The sequence below is a fragment of the Streptomyces sp. NPDC006207 genome (assembly GCF_040613835.1).
In the GTDB taxonomy this organism is placed as follows: Bacteria; Actinomycetota; Actinomycetes; order Streptomycetales; family Streptomycetaceae; genus Actinacidiphila.
Genome location: NZ_JBEXSX010000074.1, coordinates 18,631 through 39,868 on the forward strand (window position 1 = coordinate 18,631; position 21,238 = coordinate 39,868).

21 protein-coding genes and 2 pseudogenes are annotated in these 21,238 nt (G+C 71.3%); 8 read left to right on the plus strand and 15 right to left on the minus strand.

The features are described from left to right. The first annotated feature begins 46 nt into the window (after positions 1–46). Positions 47–508, plus strand: a complete 462-nt coding sequence (locus tag ABZ312_RS38430; protein ID WP_500439707.1) for a hypothetical protein — start codon at positions 47–49, stop codon at positions 506–508. A 12-nt stretch (positions 509–520) separates the two neighbouring features. Here the strand turns inward: ABZ312_RS38430 and ABZ312_RS38435 are convergent, their stop codons facing one another. The 5 genes from ABZ312_RS38435 to qcrB all read right to left on the minus strand — a co-directional run bounded on the left by ABZ312_RS38435 (position 521) and on the right by qcrB (position 6,777). Beyond that, positions 521–1,753: an MFS transporter gene (locus ABZ312_RS38435; RefSeq protein ID WP_500439708.1), complete on the minus strand. Its 1,233-nt coding sequence runs from the start codon at positions 1,751–1,753 to the stop codon at positions 521–523. Positions 1,754–2,000: 247 nt separating this feature from the next. Continuing rightward, positions 2,001–2,636, minus strand: a complete 636-nt coding sequence (locus tag ABZ312_RS38440) for a DUF1062 domain-containing protein (protein ID WP_500323997.1) — start codon at positions 2,634–2,636, stop codon at positions 2,001–2,003. A gap of 399 nt (positions 2,637–3,035) precedes the next feature. Further along, entirely contained in the window at positions 3,036–3,887 is an 852-nt protein-coding gene (locus ABZ312_RS38445) for an alpha/beta fold hydrolase (protein ID WP_500323996.1), read from the minus strand. A 233-nt stretch (positions 3,888–4,120) separates the two neighbouring features. Continuing rightward, a complete protein-coding gene (locus ABZ312_RS38450; protein ID WP_500323995.1) occupies positions 4,121–5,071 on the minus strand; it encodes an alpha/beta hydrolase in 951 nt (316 codons plus the stop codon). A 77-nt stretch (positions 5,072–5,148) separates the two neighbouring features. Then, positions 5,149–6,777, minus strand: a complete 1,629-nt coding sequence (gene qcrB, locus ABZ312_RS38455) for a cytochrome bc1 complex cytochrome b subunit (protein WP_500439709.1) — start codon at positions 6,775–6,777, stop codon at positions 5,149–5,151. Positions 6,778–7,069: 292 nt separating this feature from the next. Between qcrB and ABZ312_RS38460 the strand changes: the two genes are divergently transcribed. Beyond that, positions 7,070–7,954, plus strand: a complete 885-nt coding sequence (locus tag ABZ312_RS38460; protein WP_500439710.1) for a sigma-70 family RNA polymerase sigma factor family protein — start codon at positions 7,070–7,072, stop codon at positions 7,952–7,954. 79 nt (positions 7,955–8,033) lie between these two features. Here ABZ312_RS38460 and ABZ312_RS38465 read toward each other — a convergent pair. From ABZ312_RS38465 to ABZ312_RS38475, 3 genes and pseudogenes are all read right to left on the minus strand, one after another. Next, a pseudogene (locus ABZ312_RS38465) lies at positions 8,034–8,717 on the minus strand (sigma-70 family RNA polymerase sigma factor); the annotation flags it as partial. A gap of 432 nt (positions 8,718–9,149) precedes the next feature. Continuing rightward, on the minus strand, positions 9,150–9,575 hold the full coding sequence (locus ABZ312_RS38470; RefSeq protein ID WP_500439711.1) for a MarR family winged helix-turn-helix transcriptional regulator: 426 nt from the start codon (positions 9,573–9,575) through the stop codon (positions 9,150–9,152). Positions 9,576–9,586: 11 nt separating this feature from the next. Beyond that, complete coding sequence (locus ABZ312_RS38475; protein ID WP_500323991.1) at positions 9,587–10,942, minus strand: NAD(P)/FAD-dependent oxidoreductase; 1,356 nt, start codon at positions 10,940–10,942, stop codon at positions 9,587–9,589. Between the two features lie 284 nt (positions 10,943–11,226). On the opposite strand from ABZ312_RS38475, the gene ABZ312_RS38480 reads away from it, so the two are divergent. Next, entirely contained in the window at positions 11,227–11,688 is a 462-nt protein-coding gene (locus ABZ312_RS38480) for a hypothetical protein (protein ID WP_500358984.1), read from the plus strand. A 139-nt stretch (positions 11,689–11,827) separates the two neighbouring features. Continuing rightward, positions 11,828–12,307 (plus strand): cupin domain-containing protein, encoded by a 480-nt coding sequence (locus ABZ312_RS38485; protein ID WP_500323989.1) that lies wholly within the window; start codon positions 11,828–11,830, stop codon positions 12,305–12,307. A gap of 54 nt (positions 12,308–12,361) precedes the next feature. On the opposite strand, the gene ABZ312_RS38490 is transcribed toward ABZ312_RS38485, so the two are convergent. From ABZ312_RS38490 to ABZ312_RS38505, 4 genes are all read right to left on the minus strand, one after another. After that, a complete protein-coding gene (locus tag ABZ312_RS38490) occupies positions 12,362–13,237 on the minus strand; it encodes an RNA polymerase sigma-70 factor (RefSeq protein WP_500323988.1) in 876 nt (291 codons plus the stop codon). 48 nt (positions 13,238–13,285) lie between these two features. Further along, positions 13,286–14,017 (minus strand): SDR family oxidoreductase, encoded by a 732-nt coding sequence (locus ABZ312_RS38495; RefSeq protein ID WP_500323987.1) that lies wholly within the window; start codon positions 14,015–14,017, stop codon positions 13,286–13,288. 49 nt (positions 14,018–14,066) lie between these two features. Continuing rightward, positions 14,067–15,296 carry a PP2C family protein-serine/threonine phosphatase gene (locus ABZ312_RS38500; protein ID WP_500439712.1) on the minus strand — a complete coding sequence of 410 codons (1,230 nt, stop codon included), beginning with the start codon at positions 15,294–15,296 and terminating at the stop codon, positions 14,067–14,069. A gap of 306 nt (positions 15,297–15,602) precedes the next feature. After that, the gene (locus ABZ312_RS38505; protein WP_500324238.1) at positions 15,603–15,869 is read right to left on the minus strand and encodes a WhiB family transcriptional regulator; all 267 of its coding nucleotides are present in this window, start codon (positions 15,867–15,869) and stop codon (positions 15,603–15,605) included. A gap of 304 nt (positions 15,870–16,173) precedes the next feature. Between ABZ312_RS38505 and ABZ312_RS38510 the strand changes: the two genes are divergently transcribed. Beyond that, a complete protein-coding gene (locus ABZ312_RS38510) occupies positions 16,174–16,671 on the plus strand; it encodes an Ohr family peroxiredoxin (protein WP_500323985.1) in 498 nt (165 codons plus the stop codon). A 3-nt stretch (positions 16,672–16,674) separates the two neighbouring features. Here the strand turns inward: ABZ312_RS38510 and ABZ312_RS38515 are convergent, their stop codons facing one another. Continuing rightward, positions 16,675–17,394: a hypothetical protein gene (locus ABZ312_RS38515; protein ID WP_500323984.1), complete on the minus strand. Its 720-nt coding sequence runs from the start codon at positions 17,392–17,394 to the stop codon at positions 16,675–16,677. A gap of 231 nt (positions 17,395–17,625) precedes the next feature. Here ABZ312_RS38515 and ABZ312_RS38520 point away from each other — a divergent pair, with 231 nt between their 5' ends. Then, a complete protein-coding gene (locus ABZ312_RS38520; RefSeq protein ID WP_500323983.1) occupies positions 17,626–18,204 on the plus strand; it encodes a DUF5994 family protein in 579 nt (192 codons plus the stop codon). Next, positions 18,201–18,926, plus strand: a complete 726-nt coding sequence (locus ABZ312_RS38525) for a hypothetical protein (protein WP_500439716.1) — start codon at positions 18,201–18,203, stop codon at positions 18,924–18,926. The genes ABZ312_RS38520 and ABZ312_RS38525 overlap by 4 nt, the downstream gene beginning before the upstream one ends. A 386-nt stretch (positions 18,927–19,312) precedes the next feature. On the opposite strand, the gene ABZ312_RS38530 is transcribed toward ABZ312_RS38525, so the two are convergent. Continuing rightward, complete coding sequence (locus tag ABZ312_RS38530; protein ID WP_500358987.1) at positions 19,313–19,792, minus strand: DUF5994 family protein; 480 nt, start codon at positions 19,790–19,792, stop codon at positions 19,313–19,315. Further along, positions 19,778–20,656, minus strand: a pseudogene (locus ABZ312_RS38535) (SDR family oxidoreductase); the annotation flags it as partial. The gene ABZ312_RS38530 and the pseudogene ABZ312_RS38535, both read right to left, overlap by 15 nt. Before the next feature lie 109 nt (positions 20,657–20,765). Between ABZ312_RS38535 and ABZ312_RS38540 the strand changes: the two are divergent. Next, complete coding sequence (locus ABZ312_RS38540; RefSeq protein WP_500439713.1) at positions 20,766–21,224, plus strand: SRPBCC family protein; 459 nt, start codon at positions 20,766–20,768, stop codon at positions 21,222–21,224. The last annotated feature ends 14 nt before the right edge of the window (positions 21,225–21,238 follow it).

Consider the following 21,238-nt stretch of genomic DNA (forward strand, 5'->3'; position numbering starts at 1 on the left):
GGGGGGCCGTGCGGCCCGTCGAGTCCGCTCTGATATCCCTACCAGAATGACTGCACATGCCGCCGCCCTGGTCGATGTCTGCGAGTGGGCCGCCGCGTGCCGCGGGCGTACCGGGGACCTCCTGGCCGGTCTCGGTCATGCTCCCGATCTCCTGCGGACGGACCCGGGGACCGCGGCACACGTCCTCGACGCGCGCCTGGCCCAGGAGATCCCCGCTCTCCTCGACCGGGACGAGTGGGTCGAGCTCCACACGCTGCTGGTGGCCTGTCTCGCGGAGTTCCTGATCAGCGCGCACGGCGCACGCTGGGCATGGTGCGAGGACTCGGGCTCACCCGTGGGCGGCCGCTGGGTCATCACCCGGTTCACGCACCCGCTGGGCGGGCGGACCTCGGCGGTCGACGTGGGCGCGCTCGCGGGCGACGCGCTGGCGTCCGCGCCGGCCGTCAGCCTCACCGCGCTGATCGACCGCGCGGAGCTGGCGGCCGGCCTCCGCCCCGTACGCGGCTGAAGGTTCCCGCCCTCAGTTCGCCCTCGGCTCCGCACGCGCCGGCTGTCCCTTCCGCGTCCGCAGGAGACGCAGGCCCGCGAGGCTCTGGAGGGTCATCGCGGCGGCTGCCGCGGTGGTGATCGCGAAGCCGCCACGTGCCCCGGACGAGTCGACCGCCCAGCCGGAGACCGCCGCCGCGGCGGCCGAGCCCGCAGCGCTGGCGGAGCCGAGCCAGGAGAACGCCTGGGTCAGGACGGCCCGGTGGACGGTCGACTCGGTGAGCACGGAGAAGAGCACCAGAAGGGGCTGGATCGTGGCACCGGTCAGGAGGACGACCAAGCCGAGTCCGAACGGTGAGCCGACCGTGGGCAGCAGCAGCGTGCCGAGCAGGAGCGCACTGGTCGCCGCCAGCAGTTGCACCGGGGGCGTGGCGCCCCACCGGCGCGCCCCGTACACCCAACCGGCCAGCAGACCGCTGCAACTGGAGACGGTGAAGACCACGGCTGCGGCGCCCGGTGCGCCGTGCTCCACCGCGAAGGCGGTCACCGACACCTGCATGGCGCCGAAGAAGACACCGAGGGCGAGGTTGAGCCCCATCAGTACGAAGACCGCCCCGCACAACAACGACCGGCCCGCACGCGCGTGCACGGCGCTGCCGGCCGCCGGTGGGGGCGCGCTGCCGCGCTGCGCCGCGAGGACCAGGCCGCCGGCCACCGACAAGGAGGCGGCGAGCACCACGCCGGCCGCGGGATGTCCGGCCGCGGCGAGCGCGCTGACCAGCGCCGGGCCCACGAGGTAGGCCACCGCGTTGCCGATCGACTCCAGCGCGAAGGCGGTGGGCAGTTCCGCGGCCCGGTCGGTGCGCAGCAGTGCCGCCCAGCGTGCCGCGGACATCGCGCTGAGCTGGGGAAGGCTGGCCCCGACCAGCGCACCGCCCAGGGTCATGAGGGCGTCGCAGGCGCCGGCGGCGACCAGGGACACCAGGACGGCTACCGCGAGGGCGTGGGCGAGCAGTGCGGGCGGCAGGACCCGGGTCTGCCCGAACCGGTCGACGAGCCAGGCCAGTTGGGGCGCCACGAGCGCGTCGGTCACCGCGAATCCGCCGCCGACGAGGCCGGCCGCGGCGAAGGTGCCGGTATGGCTGTGCACGAGCCAGACGATGCTGAAGCCGGTCATCGCGATGCCGACGCGTCCGAGCGATGCGGGCAGGAAGAAGGCCGCGGCGCCGGGGGTACGCAGCAGGGAACGGTAGTTCGCCGAGGGCACGGCGATTCCCTTTCGCTGCCCGGCGGGACGGCCCACCTGGGACGTCGGTGCCCGGATGTGCCGTCCCGTGGAAGCCGCCTGAAACCGTCCAGTGGTGGCGCGGAGAGGGGGCACGCGCCCCGCACCGACTCCATCACCGGGCAGAAATCTTGACGTGTCGTGGGTGGCCATCTTCGACGCCCGCGCCGGTGATGTCCATGCCCCGCGCACCGGCCGCCCGGTGCGCGGAGCTGTCGGCGCCGCGGCCCTAGGCCGTGTGATCCGCGGCGGCGTCGTGCGAAGGCGGTGGGGTGGCGATGACGAAGAAGGTGAAGTCTCCGCGTGCCTTCGCGTCGACGGCCAGGGGCAGGCGTAGCCGCCCGCAGGCCACCATGGCTCTCACGGCGGACCGGCTCAGGCCGAGCCCGGTCATGAGCAGCTTCTCGACCCGGATGGGCGCAGGGAGGTCGAAACCGACGACGACCTCGAACGATGCCGGATCGTCCTGCTCGATGTCGTAGAACGGCGTGTCGGTCTCCAGCTCCCACGTGCCGGTCCAGTCGAGCCGGTACCCGGCCCTTCCGGCCAGCGCCCCGTCCATCGTCAGATGCCGCACCATGCCCGGATCGTTGTTCTCGAACATCAGCAGCCGCTCGTGGTCGAGTGCCTGTACGTGGACGCGCTCGTGGACGGGGATCTTCGACGTACGGCCGCACAGCTCGCAGCAGATCAGCATCCAGACGTCGAGGAGCTTGCCGCTCGCGTTCACGCGGAACTTGCCGCTGGGACGGTGGCGCGTGGACCTGCACGACACGCATGCCGTGACGATGGCGGGCAGAGCGAGCTCCCTGACCACCCACAGTGCTTTCCGGTCGACGTCGGAACCGCCGCCTTCAGCGGACACACGGATACTGCGGACCTCGTTCATGGCTTCGCGAACTCCAGGGCTGACGGAGGAGGCGTCAGGGAGCGCGTCGCGGCGCTGTGAACTCCCCCGGATCCAGTGGCGTGAGGCCGGCGTCCGAGAGCGGAGCACACCGGCCGGCGCGACGTGGCACATCACGTCGCGTGAAGGAAGCCCGCCCCGATCACGAGGTGCGGGCTTCGAACGGCACGCCGGAACCGGACGGGGAGTGACTCGAACCCGTCTTCATTCCGCACGTGCGCCACTGGTTACAGATCCATGGCCGAGATGATGTTCGACCAGCGGGCCGTCAGGCAACCGAATTTCCCGGAGGCCACGAACGGCGGGCGGGGCGGCGCATCGTGCGCCGCCCCGCCCGCGGGGTCACCGGGCCGGCGGTCAGCGGACCGAGCGCGCGGCTTCCTCGATGATGCGCGCGGACTCCTTCGGGTGGGACACGCTCACCGCGTGGGACGCGCGGACCTCCTCCACGTGGGACTTGGCGCGCTCGGCCATGAAGACCTGGAGCTCGCGGGGGATGTTCCGGTCGTTGGAGGCCACCAGGGTCCAGGAGGGGATGGTCTTCCACGCGGGCTCGCCGGAGGGCTCGTACAGCGCGCCGCCGGACACGGGGCGCTGGGTGGCCGCCATGATCTCCGCGGTGTGCGCGGGGACGTCCGCGGCGAACTGGTGGTGGAACTTGGCCTGGTCGATGTAGAGGTCGACGCCCTTGGAACCGTCGGGCATCGTGACCGGCACCTGCTTCAGCGCGTCGCCGAGCGTGCTGCCCTCGAACTTCAGCGACAGGTCGAAGGCGTTCTCGCCCTTGTCGGGCATGAAGGCGGCCAGGTAGACGAGGGCCTTGACCTTGTCGGAGCCGTAGGCGGCGTTGGAGATCACGGCGCCGCCGTAGGAGTGGGCGGCCAGGACCACGGGCCCGTCGATGCTGTCCACCAGCTCCCGGACGTACGCGGCGTCGCTGGCCAGCCCGCGCAGCGGGTTGGCCGCGGCCACCACGGGGTAGCCGTCGTGCTTCAGCTTCTTGACGACGTCGTTCCAGCTGGAGGAGTCGGCGAACGCGCCGTGGACCAGGACCACGGTCGGCTTGCGGTGGTGCGAGGGGGCGCCGTGCCCGCCCTTGGTGGCGCTGGCGGGGGCCATGGTCGCGGCGAGCAGACCGGCGGCGACGGTCACCGTCGCCATGACGGTGAGCGGGGTGCGGAGGGTCCGGTAACGGGCATGACGGTTCACAGGAAGGCCCTTTCGAGGCGGGAGATGGTTGTGCGATCCGGGCCCCGGGAACGAGGTCCGGCGGAGGGTGCGGCGGATTGCCGCCGCACGTCTGCGAGAGGTGGCTCGCGGCCGGCAACCGGGGACGTCCGGGTCCGGGACCACCAGGAATCACCGGTGCGGGCGCTTCTCGGGGAGGCCCGCGGGCAGGGGGCGGCCCAGTGGCCCGGCCCCGCGTCCGGCGGTGGGGTGACTCAGTTGGTGTGCAGCGCGGTGTGCAGCGCGCGGGTGGCCTGCTCCATGGCGGCGGTGGTCGCCTGCGTGGAACGGACGGGGTTGAGCATCATGAAGTCGTGCAGCGTGCCGTTGTAGCGGACGCTGGTGGTCGGGACGCCGGCCTGCGTGAGCCTGCGGGCGTAGGCCTCGCCCTCGTCGCGCAGCACGTCGTTCTCGTCGGTGATGACCAGCGCGGGCGGCAGGCCCTCGAGGTCCTCCAGGCTCGCCCGCAGCGGCGAGGCGGTGATCTCCGCCCGCTCGGCCGGGTCGGTGGTGTAGCAGTCCCAGAACCAGGCCATGGCCTTCGCGGTCAGGTACGGGCCGTCTGCGAACTCCCGGTAGCTGCCGGTGTCCTGGGCCGCGTCGGTCACGGGGTAGTAGAGCGACTGGTGGACGAAGGTCACGTCGCCGCGCCGCTTCGCCATGATCGTCAGCGCCGCGGTCATGTTGCCGCCGACGGAGTCGCCGGCGACGGCCATGCGCGAGGCGTCCAATCCCTCGTCCGCGCCCTTCCCGGTGACCCAACGGGCCGTCGCGTAGGCCTGCTCGATGGCCACCGGGTACCGGACCTCGGGCGAGCGGTCGTACTCGACGAACACCACCGCGGCGTGCGCCATGACGGCCAGTTCGCGCACGAGACGGTCGTGCGTACCCGCGTTGCCGAGCACCCACCCGCCACCGTGCACGTACAGCACGACGGGCAGGACCTCCTCCGCCCCCACGGGCTTGACGATGCGCACGCGCACGTCACCCACCTCGGCCGGCACGGTGATCCACTTTTCCCGGACGTCGTACTTCTCGACCGGCGCCGCCTGCAGGTCGTCGAGGACCTTACGGGCGCCTTCCGCACCGAGCTCGTAGAGGAATGGCGGCGTCGCCGTGGCGTCCGCGATTTCCTGAGCCGCAGGCTCGAGGACGGGCTTGCTCATTGTCGAACTCCCAAGTTCGGCACTCTCGTGCACTTCCTTCGCTCTTATGACAAAGGACCGGCTGAATATGTGACACCTCAGTGGATAATGTTCTTCTCACCGTGGTCGTGGGTGATCTCCTCGAATTCCTGCACGGTGGGCTTGGGAATCTGCGTCCCCTTCCCGTACAGGCCCCGGCTGAGCAGGGCCCGCAGTCGCTCCACCCGGCCGGCCCTGCCGTCCGGGGAGAGGCGGATGGGCGCGTACTGCTCGTGCTGCGTGAGGAGGTGGAGTTGCTCGCGGCCGAGCTGCTGGTGGACTTCGACGTACTCGCCGTCCGGCAGGCGCTTGATGATCCCGGTCTCGCGGCCGTGCAGCACCTTGTCGCGGTCGCTGCGCTGGAGGGCGAGCGCCCAGCGCTTGGTCACGCCGTACACCACGAAGGGCACGACGAACAGGCCGATGCGGACGGCCCACGTCACGGAGTTGACCGACATGTGCAGGCGGATGGAGATCACGTCGTTCGCCGCGCCCAGCAGCGCCACCGCGTACACGCTGACCCACGCCGCGCCCAGGGCGGTGCGCACCGGCCGGTTGCGGGGCCGGTCGAGGAGATGGTGGTCGCGGTTGCCGTCCTTGGTGACCCATGCCTCGACGAACGGGTAGGCGCCCAGGGCGAGGAAGAGCCCGGCGCCCGCCAGCAGGGGCACGAGGTTGTCCAGCGCCAGGGTGTGGCCCCAGAGGACGACCTCCCAGCCGGGCATGACGCGCAGCAGGCCGTCGAGCACGCCCATGTACCAGTCGGGCTGTGAACCGGCGGTGACCTGGTCGGGCCGGTAGGGGCCGTACAGCCAGATGGGGTTGATCTGCGTGGTCGAGGCGATGATGAGGACGACCCCGCTGACCAGGAGGAAGTACGCCCCCGACTTCACGGCGTAGACCCGGAAGGGCAGGCCGACCACGTTCCGCTCGGTACGCCCGGGCCCCGGGTACTGCGCGCCCCGGTGACGGCGCGCCAGGACCAGGTGGGCGACGAGGACGCCGGCCATGAGGGCGGGGATCACCACGACGTGGAGCGTGTTGAAGTGCGCGATCAGGTCCTTGCCCGGGTACTCGCCCCCGAAGAGGTACATCGACAGGTAGGTCCCGACGACCGGTATCGAGAGGATGGTGCCGTTCACGACCATGAGTCCGGTCCCGGAGAGCAGGTCGTCCGGGAGGTCGTAGCCCGTCAGTCCCTCGAACATGCCCAGGACCAGCAGGGAGAAGCCGAGCACCCAGTTGAGCTCGCGCGGCTTGCGGAACGCACCGGTGAAGAACACCCGGAGCATGTGGGCGAACATGCTGGCGACGAAGATCAGCGCCGCCCAGTGGTGGGCCTGGCGGATCAGCAGGCCGCCGCGCACCTCGAAGGAGATGCGCATCGTCGAGTCGAAGGCCTCGGACACCATTTGGCCCTGCAGCGGTGCGTAACTGCCGTGGTATTCCACCGGCGTCATCGACGGATGGAAGTACAGCGACAGGTACACCCCCGTCAGGACGAGGATGAAGAAGCTGTAGAGGGATATCTCCCCCAGCATGAAGGACCAGTGGCTGGGGAATGCCTTCCGCATCCCGGACGATCTGGTACGTCTGTCAATACCCAGTCGTTCGCCGACCCATTCGGCGACTTTCACCCCCTGGTCCGGCGGTCGTTCCGAATCGGCGGGCCGGCTGTCACCGTCCATGTTCCTGTCACCATTCATGATTCACCCATGGCGGGTCGCGGGTCGGCACTCTCGTGCACCTTCCGGCAATACGACCGATCACGCGGCGAAAGTGTGACGTGCGCCGTCTGCGCGCCAATGCGGAAGGAGGTTTCGCGCCCTGTTCACGGGGGAGGGGTGGACCCGCACGGGGACAGCTCCGCCGGCGGCCGGCGCGTGGCTCAATGTCACAAGGTCCGCACGGACCTGGTCTCACCACTAGGACCGGAATTCGGTGCCATGTCGGTGTGGTGGGCGAGGGAGGTCGGGGGTCATGGATTTCTCCGGTGACGCGGTGCCGATCGCGGAGCTGCTGGACGAACGTCGGCACTTGCTGGACGTGGCGTTGTGGATGGTGGGCGGCACGGCGGAGGCCGAGGCGGTCGTCGACGAGGCCTACCGCCGGTGGTACGAGCTGCCGGAGGCGGCCCGCCGGTCGATCGATCCGCCCGGGGCGTGGCTCGTGAAGACGGTCGGCGCGATCTGTCTGGCGCGGCTGGCCGCGTCCGCCGGGGGAACCGTCCCGGCCGCGGCGGACACGGAACGGCCGGGCGTGGGGGCCGAGCTGGAACAGGAGATCGGTGAGGTCCTGCTGACGGCCCTGGCCGCGCTGTCGCCCGTGGAGCGGGCGGCGTTCGTGCTCAACGACTGCTTCGGGATGGCGCTGGGCGCCGTGGCGGACGTGGTGGGGCGGTCGGAGCCGGAGTGCGCCGAGCTCGCCGATCGTGCGCGGCTGGCGATCCGCGCCTGCCGGTCGCATCCGGTGACGCCGAAGGAGCAGGACGCGGTGGCGCGCGCGGTGCGCGCGGCCTGCGCGGGCGGCGACGTGGTGCGGCTGACGTCGCTGATGTGTCCGGACGCCACGGCGTTCTTCGACGGTGGCGGGAAGGTCCGGGCGCTGGTCCGGCCGGTGCACGGCGCCCGGGCGGTCGCGCGCAGTCTGCTGACCTTGCTCTCGCACCACCAGCGGGTGGCCCTGTCCGCCCACCCCGTGAACGGCCGCACCGGTCTGGTGGCTCGCTACGAGGGCCAGGTGGTGGCGGTCATCAGCCTGGACGTCGCCGACCACCGCGTCTCGCAAGCCTGGATCGTCCTCAACCCCGACAAGCTCCGGCCCTGGAACCATCCGGCCCGCCCCGTGGGCACCCTCGGACCCTGACGGCTCCGCGAGCCCTTCATGCGCCGGCGTCCGTCGTCCGCGTCGGACCGGCGGCGCAGACCCCGTCGCGGACTGCGGGGGCCGCTCCGTGCGGGCCGCCGCGTCCGGCCAGACGGTCCGCGACGTCCGCGGCGAGGAGCGCTTCCAGCGGGGCGAGGTTCCCCGTCCGGGCCGCCGAGACGAAGGTCTCCAGGAGGCGCTGGTGCTCCGCGGCGTCGACGGTCTCGCGGGGCTTGTCCACCACGTGCTTGCGGGCCCGGCTGACGATCTTGCGGACGTTGACGATGCTGAGCTGGAGTATCTCGGCGATCTCCGGATAGGCGTAGTCGAACGCCTCACGCAGGACGTAGGCCGCGCGTTCCGTGGGGTTCAGCCGCTCCAGGACCAGCAGCAGGGCGAACTCCACGGCCTCCGTCCGCTGGACGCCCGCCTCGGGATCCGCGCTCGTGTCCACGGGCTCGGGCAGCCAGGGTCCGATGTAGGTCTCCCGGCGCACCCGGGCGGATTGTGCGACGTTGATGGCGAGCCGGGTCGTCGTGGTCGAGAGGAAGGCGGCCGGGCTGAGCACCGCGGAGCGGTCGGTCCGTTGCCAGCGCAGCCACACCTCCTGCACCACGTCCTCGGCCTCGACGGCGCTGCCGAGCACGCGGTACGCGATGCCGAACAGGCGTGGCTGGAGTTCGACGAAGGCGGAGGCCGCCACGTCGAGGCTTGGTGCGGAGGGGGACGGCTCGGCGTCCGCGTTCCGCCGGTCAGAGGTCATTTACGGGCAGCCCCCGGCCGTGTGACACAAAGGTGTCACACGATGTATTGCATGGGTGGCCACTACACGGTCTCCGATCACCGAGCGTCACGAACTCTCCATTCACGTCCGCTGAATAGACCGGAAGGGGCCCGATCATGTGACAGAAAAAGGCGGGAGAAAGTCGTCGTCGGCACCGGAACAGCAGACTTGCGGGGAGCGCATGGTGTGTTCCATGAGCCCACAACCCACCGTTGCCTCACATCATACGCTGGACAAACGACACAAAAGGGATGTCGAATCCGACATTTCGCCAAAAACCGCACAGATTCAACCCTCTGTTGCCAGAGAAAGAGTGACACGTTATTCATCCGTGGTGGAAAGTTCCGCATGTACGAAGGTCGATGTGACGGAAAGTGACCGGCCGACCGGGACGTCCGCTATCTCCAGGGGCTACGAGAGCCCCTGGAGGTAGCGGATCAGGTTGGCGTCGGCGTCCTCCGCGCGGAGGCCGGACACGACGTCGTGGACGGCGCGCTCCAGGAGCGGCACCCCGAGCCGCAGCACGTCCTGCGCGACCGGGGTGAGGTGCACGTCCACGCTCCGCCGGTCGTACGCCGAGGTGCGCGTGGTGATCAATCCCCGGTCGCGCAGCCGGGTCACCAGCCGGCTGGTCGCGGACTGGGTCAGGCCGATCGCGTCGGCCAGTTCGTCGAAGTGGAGCTGGCCCTCGGCATCGCGGATGCTCTCCTGGAGGGCTCGCAGGGCATGGAACTCCCGTGCGCTCACGCCCAGTTGCCCGTGCAGCGCCCGCTCGACGCGGTTCTCGATGCGGCGGTGGAGCCGGTCGAGCGCGCTCCACCGCCCGCTCAGCGTCATCTTCCCGGCGTTCACACTCCGGCGTGGTCGCCCGCCCGCGGCTCCGCGGGACGCCGGGGGGTGGCGCTCGTGACGAACGCGTCCCGCGGGTGCTGCACGGAGGCGAGGGAGACGAGGTCCCGGCCGAACAGGGCCGCGGTGAGCCAGACGGTGAGCACCCGGACCTTCCGCTCCCACGTGGGCACCGCGAGCACGTGGTAGCCGCGGTGCATCAGCCAGGCCGGGAACCCCTTGACGACGATGGCCTTGTACTGGAAGATGCCGCGTCCCAGGCCCAGCGTGGCGACCACGCCGAGGCTGCTGTGGCGGTAGTCCCGGACCCTGCCGCCACGCAGGCTCGCGACGATGTTCTTGGCCAGGCGCTTGCCCTGCCGGACCGCGTGCTGGGCGTTCGGCACCGTGTGCGCCCCCGGCACGGGCGAGGCCAGGTCGGGCACGGCCGCGTCGTCCCCGGCCGCCCACACGTCCGGCACCGGCTCGGCCTCCGTACCCACCCGGAGGTCCGGCCGCACGATGAGCAGGCCGCGCTCGTCGACCGGCAGGTCGGTGTGGTTGTGCACCACGGGGTTCGAGGCGTTGCCGGCGGTCCAGACGATGAGTTCCGAGTCGAACTCCTCCCCGCTGGACAGCACGACGTGCCCGTCCTCGGCGGAGACCAGTTGGGTGTTCAGGTGCACATGCCCGCCGCGGCGCTCCAGGTGGCGCACGACCCAGGCCCCGGGCCCGTCGGTCACCTCGGGCAGGATGCGGCCCCGCGCCTCCACCAGGTGGAACGACAGCTCCTCCAGGCTCAGTTCCGGATAGGACTTGAGCATCGCGGTCGCCAGCGACAGCAGCTCACCGAAGCCCTCGACACCGGAGAACCCACCGCCCACGAAGGTGACGGTGAGCAGCTTCCGCCGCTCGGGCCCCGGGGGCAGCGAGGCGGCCTGGTCGAACGCCGTCAGCAGCCGGTCGCGGATGGCGACCGCCTCCTCGACGTGCTTCAGGCCGATGGCGTGCCGGGCCAGGCCCGGGATGGGGAAGGTACGGGTCACGGCTCCCGCGGTGACGACGAGGGTGTCGTACCGGAGTTCGTACTCCTCCCCCTTCACGGGCCGGACGGTCACCGTGCGGTCGGCGTGGCGGATCCCGGTCACGCTGCCCGCGACCAGCCGGGACTTGTGCAGGTGCCGCCGCATCGACACGGCGGCGTGACGTGCCTCCACCGAACCGGCCGTCACCTCCGGCAGGAACGGCTGGTACGTCATGTAGGGACGCGGGTCGACGACGGTGACCCGCGCCTCCCCGGGCCGCAGCGTCTTCTCGAGGCCCCAGGCCGTGTAGAAGCCCGCGTAGCCGCCGCCGACGATCAGGATCTCGCGCATGATTCCCTCTGTTTCTCTCCGTCACCAAGAAGACAGCGCAGGCCCTGTCGGTGTGACAGAGCATGTCCGCTCAGTGGTGAACACTGTGATCACGGCAGGGATGTATCGGGGGATTTCTCACCAGAGCGACCGTTTGGGGGGCCTTCCACAGCCCCTCCGCTCGCCGCACGGATCAACACTGTCTGCTACGTTCCTGCGGACTCGACGTCAGCCGGCCCGGGCTGACGTCCACGGCGACGCCACGCGCGCCCCCCACCTTCGCCTTCCTTCTCCTGGAGTTCCACGTGCGCACAGCACTCCTGTCCGCCGTACTCGTCAGCACCGTCGCGCTCGCGCCGTTCGCCACGGCGTGCACGGACGACCCTCCCCCGGACGACGCCCACACCTCGCCGCCCGCGACGGCCCTGCGCGGGGGTGCCGTCTGCTCCGCCCACTTCAGCTTCGCCACCGACGTCTCCTGCGGCCTGACCGACTTCGGCGACGTGCGCTTCCACTGCGCCGACGAGCTCACCGGTACGTGTCCGAGGACCCGCTCCGTTACGCTGGAGAACATCGGCAGGACGCCGGTCAGGCTCGTGGCCGTCAGCGGATCGGAGCCCGGCGAGAGACACGAGACGGTCACCGGCACCCTGCCCTCCGGGGGCCGGCAGGTCCTGACGCCCCGCGCGGGCGACACCTACCTCTACGACATCCTCCTGCGCGCGGACAACGGCCTGGCCGCGGTGGGCGTCGTCGCCGTCTCCTGACGCCACGGAGCTGTCACACGCGCCCGGGCAACCCGGTCTACCCCCCGAGGGGCGTGGTCATGGACGGCCGACCGGAGCGGCCGGCACCCGCCCCGCCGATGCGCCATGGCGCACACGACGCGAGCGAGGGATGGTAGGCATGTCATACCCAAAGCAGGTGTACTTCGGGGACAGCGGCGAGGTCAACGCCAACTTCCGCCCGGCGAGCGCCCCTCCGAACGTCGGCCAGGCCGGGGACGGCATCCACTACCTGGCGACCACGGACATGACGCGGGGCGAGTACGGGCTCTACCGCGTCATGATGAAGGCGAACGCGGGCGGTCCCAAGACGCACTTCCACCGGACCATCTCGGAGTCCTTCTTCATCCTCAACGGCACCGTCCGCCTCTACAACGGCGAGAAGTGGGTGGACGCTCAGGAAGGCGACTTCCTGCACGTCCCGCAGGGCGGGCTGCACGCCTTCCGCAACGACTCCGACGCCCCGGCGGAGATGCTGCTGCTCTTCACCCCGGGCGCACCGCGTGAGGAGTACTTCGAGCAGATCTCGCGGATGGGCAACGCCACGGCGGAGGAGCGCGCCGCGTTCCTGGACAAGCACGACTCGTACTTCGTCGACTGACCGGGCCGCTCCCCCGGCGCCGCGCCCCCTGGGCGGTGCCGGGGGTCCGTGCACTCACTTGTCCAGGACGGCGAGTTTTGTCGGGCTCATCATCCACATCACCCGGTCGATGCCCTCCGGTGTGACGCTCAACGTCAGGACGGCGTAGACCGTGCCGTCGCGGGACAGCTTCATGCCGGGCCCGCCGTTCACCTGGATGGGCTCCACGGTGGCGCCGACCCAGAACCGGTCGGCGAAGGCGTGGATGTACTTGGCCACCCGCTGACGGCCCACGACGGGGAACTTCGAGGCACGGACCTCACCTCCGCCGTCGGAGTACGAGACGACGTCCTCGGCGAACATGTCCTCCAGCACGCCCACTTCCCCGGCCTTCGCGGCCGCCACGAACGCCGTCAGGAAGCGCTGCCGGTCGGCGGTCACGACACCGGCCCGCTTCTCCGCCGCCAGGTGCTTGCGCGCCCGGCTCACCAGTTGGCGCGCGTTGGCGTTGGACTGTCCGATGATCTCCGCGATCTGCGCGTAGGGGTACTCGAAGGCCTCCCGGAGCACGTAGGCGGCGCGCTCCGCGGGCGTGAGCTTCTCCAGGAGCATCAGCACCGCGACCTCCAGCGCCTCCCCGTTCACGGCTCCCAGCGCGGGGTCGCTCTCGGTGTCCACCGGCTCCGGCAGCCAGGGTCCGACGTAGGTCTCACGCCGGGCCCTGGCCGACTGCAGCACGTTGATGGCGAGCCTGGTGACCGTCGTCGCGAGGAACGCCGGAGGGTTCTCCACTTTGGAGCGGTCGTAGGTCTGCCAGCGGATCCACGCCTCCTGCAGGATGTCCTCGGCCTCGCTCACGCTGCCCAGCATCCGGTAGGCGATGCCGAACAGGCTGCCACGGGCGGCCTGGAACTCCTCCTGTGCCTTCTGGAGGTCGTAGGCGTCATCCACTGCGTCGTCCTCGGTCGGCGTCGTCCGCGGTCCGGACGCGCCCGTCGGTCAGGACAGCCAGTCCCGGTAGTGGGTGGGGGCGATGCGAGCGGCTTGCCCACCCACGAGGACGTCGCCCTGGGGGACGGCGAACATGCCCGCCGTGTCGTCGACGACGACGGAACGCCCGTCGCCCTTGGCGGCGATGGTGATCCGGCCGATCTCGTCGAGGGAGAAGACATCGGGCCCGGCGATGTCCACGGTCCCGTTGAGCGGGGGACCCGAGGCGACCTCGGCGACCATCCGCGCGACGTCGGCGGCGGCGATCGGCTGGAGCGGGGTGTGCGGCAGCCGAACGGTGTCGCCGTCGGTGGTCCAGGACATCGTCGCGTCCATGAACTCCATGAACTGCGTGGCGCGGACGATGGAGTACGGGATGGAACTCGCCTTGAGGATGTCCTCCTGCAGCACCTTCGCCCGGTAGTAGTCCAGCTCCGGCACCTGGTCCACGCCCACGATGGAGAGGATGACCATGTGACCGACGCCGCCCTTCTCACAGGCGGCGATCAGGTTGTCCATCGACGTCTGGAAGAACGCGGGCGAGGCCTCGTCGAAGGTCGGCGAGTTCGTGAGGTTGACGACGACGTCCGCGCCCGCGACGGCCTCCACGACGCCGTCGCCGCTCAGGAGGTCCACGCCGGTGGACAGCGAGTGCGGCACGGCCTCCTGGCCGGCCGCGTTGAGGTCCTTCACGACCTGCGAGCCGATGAGCCCGGTTCCGCCGATGACTGCGATTTTCATGGCTTTGCCCATCTCCCGATGCCTGTGACCGGTTAATGCCCCTACCTGCTTAACGTACCTTCGCGGCACTCGACGCGCCTGGTCTGCCACGGAGGCCGCCCGAGGGCACGCCGGACCGCGCCGCACGGTGTGACGGGCCGGCGGGTGTCAGGGCGTGCAGGCCGCCATCACCCCGATGGGGCGGCGGACGGGAACTCCCCGCCGCGTCCGGCGGCGGCCCGCCCGGAACCCGCCCGGCCGCCACCCCGGGGGCGGTCGCCTGCGCGGGAACGGGAACCCGCTGGAGGGCGACGATGGCGACGTCGTCGCTCAGCGTGCCCCGGAGGTGCCGGCACAGGTCTTCCCGTACGTGCCGCACGAGGCCACCGGGCTCGTCGCCCGCCCAGGAGGCGACCCGGTCCTGGAGGGGGTAGAAGGTGCCCGCCGGGTCCCGGGCCTCGGTGACGCCGTCGGTGTAGAGCAGGAGGACGTCCCCGGGGGCGAAGGGGAAGGTGTCCTCGTGGTGGTCGTGGGGGGCCAGGCCGCCCAGGCCGAGGGGCGGCCCGCAGCGGCGGGGTGCCAGGAGGGTGACGCGCCCGCCGCCGGAGACGAGGGGCGCGGGGTGGCCGCAGTTGACCGCGCGGATGACCCGCCGGTCGTCGGGTATCTCCAACACCAGCGCGGTGACGAAGCGTTCGGCGGCGTCGTCGTGGCCCTCCTCGAACTCCTCCAGGTGGGTGCGCATGCTGCACTCCAGGTGTGCGGCCACTTCGGACAGGGTGGCGCAGCGGGGTGCCGCCTCCCTGAACGCGCCGACGGCGGCCGCCACTTCGTGGATCCCTTGCAGGCCCTTGCCGCGGACGTCGCCGATCAGCATCCGCGTCGCTCCGGGGACGCGGGCGGCCGCGTAGAGGTCGCCGCCGACGGTGGCGTGGGCGTCGGAGGCCTGGTAGGCGGCGGCGACGCGCAGCGGGCCGATCCGGTCGGGGAGCGGGCGCAGGACGACTCGCTGCGTGATCTCGGAGACCGACCGTACGGCGGTCAGTTCCAGCTGGTGGTGCTCCTGGCGGACGCAGAACACGACGGCAACCACGGACAGCACGAGCACGACGGCGTCCTGCGAGGTGGTGACCGGCGGAACCCCGGTGGGGCTGACGACCAGGCCGATCCCGGCCGCGGCGACGATCAGGACGGCTCCTGCGGTCAGCGAGGCGCCGGCGAACGCCGCCGCCGCCGAGGCGGCCACGAGCGTCGTCGCCCAGCCGACGGCCGGTGGGCACAGCCCGTCCAGGACGCTCATGGCGGCGAGGAGGAGGAGCCCGACGGCGGGCCGTGTCCCCGGACCCCGCGAGCGGGGGGCGGGGCGGTTGCGGAGCGGAAGGGAGGGGATCATGCGCTGCCTTTCCGTGCGGGGGCATTGCGTGGCCGCGCGGTCGCGCCCGTGTGCGGCGCTGCGCCACCGTTCCGGCTTTCCGGGTACGACAGGACATCCACCGCATATGTGACATGGATCCCATCTGCCCCCGCCGCGCCATCCGTTCCCGGCCTATATTGTTCGACATATGACGAACATCGGACAAGGGAAGCCATGAGCGTCCGACCCGGATCAGACGGTGGCCTGCCGCGTCTTCCGCCAGCGCTCGACGTAGTCGCGGCGCTGCATCCTCCGCCGTTCGTCCTCCGTGGTGCCGCCCCAGATTCCGTCGAGACGACCGGCCGACAGCGCCGACCGCAGGCACTGCGCCGTGACGGGGCACCGCAGGCACACGGCCTTGGCTTCCTGGATCTGCGCCATTCCCGGACCGCTGCCGCTGATGGGGAAGAACAGCTCCGGATCCTCCTCGCGGCACGCAGCGTCGTAACGCCAATTCATGAAGACCTCCTGGTGGGACGGGCCGGGACTCTTCATGGAGACCAGTGGATCGACGTGGCTGTGACGCCCGATATGCCGCGCTTGGGTGCCCGGCGGACGACCCGGGCGTCAATCGCTCGGGCCCGCGGGCGAGTTCACCTGGGCGCGAGGCGTTGTCACACGTTGATCAGCTGATTGGTCGGATTCGGTGATCGGGTCCGGGCCTCTCCCGGGATGACGAAGGGCGGACCATGCAGACCACAGTCATACGCGACGGAAAGGCGCCCGCACCGTGCGGGAGCCGGCTCCGAAGAGGGGCACCACGGTGAGCGAGCCGACCCAGTGGCCCGGGCTGTCCACGGCGAAGGACTACGACGGCACGGCCTTCTCCCCCATCTACACGACGTCCGTGACCGTCAGCGGCGGCGAGGTGAGCCACGGACGGGCATCGGGACGGGCCCGGTCGTCCGACGGGATGCTCGACCTCGTCCTGCGGCTGCCCCCCGAACTCGGCGGGGAGAGCGGCGGCACGAATCCGGAACAGCTGTTCGCCGCCGGGCTCGCGGCCTGCTTCCACGGCGCCCTCAGCCTGGTCGCCCGGCAGGCCGGCCGGAACCCCGCGGCGATCGCGGTGGAGGCCTCCGTGGCCTTCGGCCGGGACCCCCTGGACGGCGGCTACCTGGTGCGGGCGGACCTGGTGATCACCTGGCCCGGGACGGACGCGGCGACCGCCGCTCCCCTGCTGCGGCGGGCGGACTCGCTGTGTCCCTACACCAAGATGCTGGCGCGGGGGACGCCGGCGACGCTCACGCTGGCCCCCTGAGCCTCACACGTAGTGCACGTCGCTGACGTCGATCGAGACGAGCAACGTGTCGCGCCGCGGGCTGCCGTCCTCGGCGCGGAGGTGCACCCGGCGCTTCGAGGGCATCCGCAGCCCCTGGGCCTCGACGTAGTCGTAGACGTACTGCGCGCACGCGAAGCCGCCCGCGATCTCCACGTGGTAGTCGTAGCGGCGCAGCCGGAGGGCGTCGTCGAAGTAGAAGTCCTGCTCACGGGAGTGCGTGGCCACGTCCGCGGGGAACGTGGCGCGCAGGCCCCGCCACGTCTCGTCGTCCTCTCGCCACGCCCCGATGCCGGACACGGTGACCCCCGGGCCGGCGAGCAGGAAGGGGGTGGTCAGGTAGGTCCACAGGGCGTAGCCGTTGAAGTAGGCGCGGTCCAGCGCGTCCCAGCGGGTGGTCATCGTGTGCCCCGCGAAGTGGGACCGGGGGTCGCCGCGCTCGGCGACGACCGTGCCGTCGGCCTTCTCGATCGCGACACGGCCGGGGGTGAAGTCGGTCGACTGGTCGGGCGCGCCATAGGGGCGCAGGGACGCCCGCTCCTCGTGGAGCCACACGGTCATGTTGCGGGGCGCCGGGTCCTGCGGCACGCCCTTCAGCCTCCACAGCTCGCCGCCGGTGACGATCGTCGCGCGGACCTCGCCGAACCGCGCGTAGCGGTCACCGCCGCCGTGCGCCCGGAGGATCTCCGCCAGGTACCGGTCCATGGCCGTTCGCTTCCTTCGCATGGCCCCGAGTACGTGGGACGAGTCTTCCAGGGCCCCGCCCGCGGGGCATCACGGCACTGCCGGCCGCCCGACCACGGCCCCGTCGGGTCCTCACCGGAGTACGCTTGAGGGACCAGGAGCATTTCGCACACGGGCCCTCATGCCGGTGTCGTTCCCGGCGAACGACCATCTCGGGCAAGCGGGAACGCTCCCCGGAGTCAGGTCCGTGTCATGAACATCGTCCTCGATCGCCCATTCGTCGCTGATGGGCAGGACTCTTCACCACCGATACCGCCGCCTCGGCTGGCACTCAAGCCGGCCAGTGCCGGCACCCGGGGACTGCTGGACGGAGCCTGGTGGCCTCGTTCTCGCGACCTCACGCGTGAACTCCCGGCCCTGATCGACACGCTGGACCGCTGCTGGGCGCGCGTGACCCGGGTCGCGGTGCACCCCTCGCTCTGGCCTGTGATCCCACGCAAAGTGCCCGTCTCGGGACATGTCGTCCACGTCGGCTGGTTCACCGAACAGGACGCGAACAAACTGCTGTTGCTCTCCTACACCACCGGCCGCCTCGACTTGCTGGTCATTCCGCCGGAATGTGATCTGGCCGCAGCGACCCGGCTGATGGCAGCCGCGGCCGACCCCCGGAGCCGGAGCACCGCGAGCGGCATCATGGCGGACGAAGAAGCCCTCCGGGCCAGGGGAACCGACCGCGGAGACGAAGCGGACTGGGAGTCGGAAGGCGGAGCCGCGCCGGCGGCCGGCGCGGCCGCGGGGCCGGTCCGCGCTGAGGGGATGTGGACGTCATGACCATCCTCGTCAGCCTGGCCGTGCTCCTCGCGATGATCGCCGTGGGCACCTTCCTGATCCATGCGCTCAACGACCGCCACGACCAGCGGATCGCCGCCTTCCGTTACGGCGATCTCCTTCCGTACCGTCGCCGCCGGACCGTCGCCGTCCCGGAGGAAAGCGCGGGCGATCCCGCGAACCCACCGGCCGGGACGATGCAGGAAGAGCCGCGAGGCGGAAGCCGTCGACTGCTGCGATCCACAGGTTCGACGGCAGCGAGTGCGCGGCAACCCGAACGGCTGCTGGCCTCGCCTGGTCGGGTCACCGTTGCGGACCGCCCGCCGTCGGCGGCGCACACCGGGCAGACGGCCACGCCGCCTCGGACCGCGCTCGCCCAGGTCCGCATCATCGCCGCGTCCCCCGAGGCCGCCCGCCGGGTCGCCGAAACGCTCCGGAGGCACTTCGCGGGGACGGAACAGCGCAGCTACCCGGCGAATCCCGAAGGCGGCACCCGCCTGCACCTCACGGTCGACACCACGCAGGGCCCCGGAGCCGTGGAGTCGTTCCAGTCCGGAGCGGGCACGGGACACCCGGCCCCCACCGGCCGTCCGCACGAGGGAGAGATTCCGGCTCGGACGGAGTCGGGCCGCGATGACACGGGCGAAGCGGCGCAGACCCGCAAGCGAGCGGACACCGCCCGGGCCCGCCGGGCCGACTGGCCGCCGGCAACCGCCTGGGGGTGATGTACCGGCCCGTACCCGATCGGGCCGGCAGGCGGCTGGGGCGGGCGAACCCGTCCCGCCCGGCTTCACCGCGGGGCCCGGACCGGCGAAAGACCGCCGGTGCGGGCCCCGTTGGGGGCTTCCCCCCTGGCGTCCGCGACGGCACCCTCGTCCGCGGGACATGGCTCTCCCCGGTATCTGTGTCTCAGCGTCGAGCGTCCGGCAGCAGTACCATGGACAGTGAACTGGCGCACTCTCACGTGCGGCAGTTTGGAAGGGCGGCCCTGGCGTGTGAATGCGCCGGGGCCGTTGTGTTGGCGGTTGCGCGAGGCTCCCGTGCCAGGGTGCGGGAGCGCGGGTCGTCGCGCATGGGGCGGAGGGGACGCGCCGCTTCGCCGGGACCCCCGTCACGGTCCGCGGGGAGGGGTGCCCGTGTCGATGAGGATCTGTTCGGCCCCCTGGACGTTGCCGGCCGCCACCGCCTTGGCCATCGCCGCGCGTGCCGCATCGGGGGTCGCCTGTGGCGGAACCACCAGCAGGGAGAAGTGGTCCCGCTCGCCGCGGGTGATCAGGACCGTGTCGTCACCGACGGCGAAGGAGTCGATGTGCACGACCCGGTCGTCGATGGTCAGGCGCGTGGGGAGTTCGTCCCAGGCGCTCGCGTCCAGGCCGACGCGCGTGATGGGACCCAGGTGGCGGACCAACTCGGTGATCAGGCTGGGAAGCTCCGCGACGATGTCGCGGGAACGCGGCCACCACGCACCGTCGAGGATGCCCTGGCGGTCGGGGGTCGTCTCCAGCCTCAGCACTGCCGTCCCGGGTTTCACTTCTCGCTGGATCTCATCCGCAAGGAGTCCGGGAGGGTGGGGGGTGTCGGAGTCGGCCATGGTGTTCTCGCTCGTCTTGTCGTCTTCAACGTACTCCCTGCGCCGGCCTGCCGTCCGCCGTTCCAGGGCGCCCATCGCGTGCCGGGCCCGCCAGGCGACCACACCCGGCAGAAGGGTGCGCACCGCTTGGACACCGCGCAGCCAGGGCTGTACGTAGACGGCGGGCGCGCGGCGTTCGATGCCCCGCACGAGCCGCTCCGCCGTGTCCTCCGCGGGGTAGGTACGGCTCGCGGGCCAGGGCATGAGGGCCCTCAGTTCGCGCAGGGGCGCGTCGTACCGGGCATCGCGGATCATCTCGGTGTCCGTCCAGCTCAGGTAGGCGACGCCCACGGCGACGCCACGGTGGGCCACCTCGGCACGCAGGGAGTGCGTGAAGGCCTCGACCCCTGACTTGGAGGCGCAGTAGGCGGACATCAACGGGGCGGCGCCGATCGCCGCGAGCGAGGAGACCTGCAGGTAGTAGCCGCGGGTGGCCAGCAGTTGCGGGAGGAAGGCCCGGGCGGTCAGAGCACTTCCGACGAGGTTGACCTCGACGATCCTGCGCCAGGTCGCCATGGAGGACTCGCCGAAGGGGCCAGCGGAGGCGATCCCGGCGTTCGCGACGACCACGGAGGCCGGCCCGAACTGCTCCGTCACCTCGTCGGCAGTGCGGCGCAGGGCGGCCTCGTCCGTGACATCGAGCTGCCAGGCCCGCGCCGGACCGGGCACGCCGGCGGCCGCCGACTCCAATTCCTCCGGTTCCAGTCCGAGCAGCGCGACACGGGCGCCGCGGGCCGCGAGGGCGTGCGCCACCGCCCGCCCGATGCCCCGGGCGGCGCCGGTGACCACGGCCGTACGGCCCAGCAAAGGCAGGGAGCCCGTCACCTTGCTCCTCCCGCTGCGACGAGGAAACTCCGCAAACACGCCTATAACGACCGTAACCGAGGGCAGAAGAACGGGCGTGCGGTGAACACGAAGGTCACCGGAGGTACTCATGGCAGTTCGGCACAGGCTCGTCGGCGGCGCGCCGGAAGACGTATGGGCCGTGCTGGCCGACGGCACGCGTTACGGGGACTGGGTCGTGGGTCCGTCGTCGTCCCGGCGCGGCGAAGGCGACTGGCCGGCGGTCGGCTCCAGCATCGAGTACACCGTTCCGCTGGGTCCGGTGAAGCTGACCGGCGAGACGATCGTACGGATCTGCCGGCCCCCGCGGCAGCTGGAACTGGAGGCCTTCAGCGGATGGCTCGGCTCCGCGCGGATCGCCATCGACCTGCGCCCGTGGGGCAAGGACACGCTGGTCATCGTCGACGAGCATCCGCTGCGCGGCCCCGGCGGCCTGTTCCACAATGCCGCGCTGGACGCGCTGCTCCAGGTCCGGCACCGCAGCATGCTCAGCCGGCTGGCCGACGCCGTGGAGGCCGACGCGGCATGCGAAGACACGGACGGCGGCTGAACGGCGCCGACGAC

Excerpts from the sequence above, each read along its gene's own strand:
- ABZ312_RS38540 (WP_500439713.1), top strand. The coding sequence starts at position 20,766 with ATGGCAGTTCGGCACAGGCTCGTCGGCGGCGCGCCGGAAGACGTATGG.
- ABZ312_RS38450 (WP_500323995.1), bottom strand. The coding sequence starts at position 5,071 with ATGAGCAAGCCCGTCCTCGAGCCTGCGGCTCAGGAAATCGCGGACGCC.
- ABZ312_RS38460 (WP_500439710.1), top strand. The coding sequence starts at position 7,070 with ATGGATTTCTCCGGTGACGCGGTGCCGATCGCGGAGCTGCTGGACGAA.
- qcrB (WP_500439709.1), bottom strand. The coding sequence starts at position 6,777 with ATGGACGGTGACAGCCGGCCCGCCGATTCGGAACGACCGCCGGACCAG.
- ABZ312_RS38525 (WP_500439716.1), top strand. The coding sequence starts at position 18,201 with ATGACCATCCTCGTCAGCCTGGCCGTGCTCCTCGCGATGATCGCCGTG.
- ABZ312_RS38520 (WP_500323983.1), top strand. The coding sequence starts at position 17,626 with ATGAACATCGTCCTCGATCGCCCATTCGTCGCTGATGGGCAGGACTCT.
- ABZ312_RS38500 (WP_500439712.1), bottom strand. The coding sequence starts at position 15,296 with ATGAGCGTCCTGGACGGGCTGTGCCCACCGGCCGTCGGCTGGGCGACG.
- ABZ312_RS38515 (WP_500323984.1), bottom strand. The coding sequence starts at position 17,394 with ATGGACCGGTACCTGGCGGAGATCCTCCGGGCGCACGGCGGCGGTGAC.
- ABZ312_RS38495 (WP_500323987.1), bottom strand. The coding sequence starts at position 14,017 with ATGAAAATCGCAGTCATCGGCGGAACCGGGCTCATCGGCTCGCAGGTC.
- ABZ312_RS38475 (WP_500323991.1), bottom strand. The coding sequence starts at position 10,942 with ATGCGCGAGATCCTGATCGTCGGCGGCGGCTACGCGGGCTTCTACACG.
- ABZ312_RS38485 (WP_500323989.1), top strand. The coding sequence starts at position 11,828 with ATGTCATACCCAAAGCAGGTGTACTTCGGGGACAGCGGCGAGGTCAAC.
- ABZ312_RS38470 (WP_500439711.1), bottom strand. The coding sequence starts at position 9,575 with ATGACGCTGAGCGGGCGGTGGAGCGCGCTCGACCGGCTCCACCGCCGC.
- ABZ312_RS38505 (WP_500324238.1), bottom strand. The coding sequence starts at position 15,869 with ATGAATTGGCGTTACGACGCTGCGTGCCGCGAGGAGGATCCGGAGCTG.
- ABZ312_RS38530 (WP_500358987.1), bottom strand. The coding sequence starts at position 19,792 with ATGGCCGACTCCGACACCCCCCACCCTCCCGGACTCCTTGCGGATGAG.
- ABZ312_RS38430 (WP_500439707.1), top strand. The coding sequence starts at position 47 with ATGACTGCACATGCCGCCGCCCTGGTCGATGTCTGCGAGTGGGCCGCC.